This is a genomic window from Mesorhizobium sp. M7A.F.Ca.CA.004.12.1.1 (assembly GCF_003997835.1).
GTDB lineage: Bacteria > Pseudomonadota > Alphaproteobacteria > Rhizobiales > Rhizobiaceae > Mesorhizobium.
On sequence record NZ_RZRK01001364.1, the window covers coordinates 1 to 791 of the forward strand.

Sequence of the window (791 nt, forward strand, 5' to 3'; positions counted from 1 at the left end):
GTCAACGTAAGCGGCACGCTCAACACAGGCGCCGCACAGCTCAATCTCGGCGCCGGCAACGACACGCTGGTGCTCAATGACACCGCCGTCATCAGTGGCGCGGGCGTTGACGCGGGTACCGGTGGCGAGACTGGCGTCGGAGACACACTGCAAGTGGTCGCCGCCGCGGGACGCACGCTGGACGCCGCCAATGTCAGCAATTTCGAGAGCCTCTCCAAGCAAGGCGCCGGCGCGCTGACGCTGACCGGGAACCACGGCTACAGTGCCGGCACGACTATACAGTCCGGGACGCTGCAAATCGGCAACGGCGCGACGGCCGGGGCGCTCGCGACGCCAGCCGTTACGAACAACGGCGTGCTCGCCTTCAACCTCAACAGCGATTACATCTTTGCCGGCGCGATCTCGGGCAGCGGCACGGTCAACAAGCTCGGCAGCGGCGTTACGACGCTCACTGGCACCAACAGCTATAGCGGCGCGACCAACGTCAATGCCGGCACCCTGCTCGTCAACGGCAACCAGTCGGGCGCGGCCGGGCAGATTTCGGTCGCCGGCGGCGCGACGCTTGGCGGCACAGGCATCATCGGCGGCAGCGTCACGGTCGCCGACGGCGGCACGTTGAGCGCCGGTGGAGCAGGCAGCATGCCCGGCACGCTGACCATCAACGGCAATCTCGCCCTCGGCAATTCCAACCTCAACGTCGATTTCGGCCAGGCCAATGTGCCTGGCGGCGCGCTCAACGACCTGATCAACGTCGGCGGCAATCTCACCCTCGACGGTACACTCAACATTAC

1 protein-coding gene is annotated in these 791 nt (G+C 66.2%); it reads left to right on the forward strand.

All coding sequences use genetic code 11. The features are described from left to right. The coding region (locus tag EN984_RS36410; RefSeq protein WP_206517581.1) for an autotransporter-associated beta strand repeat-containing protein at window positions 1-791 on the forward strand (791 nt) is incomplete at both ends.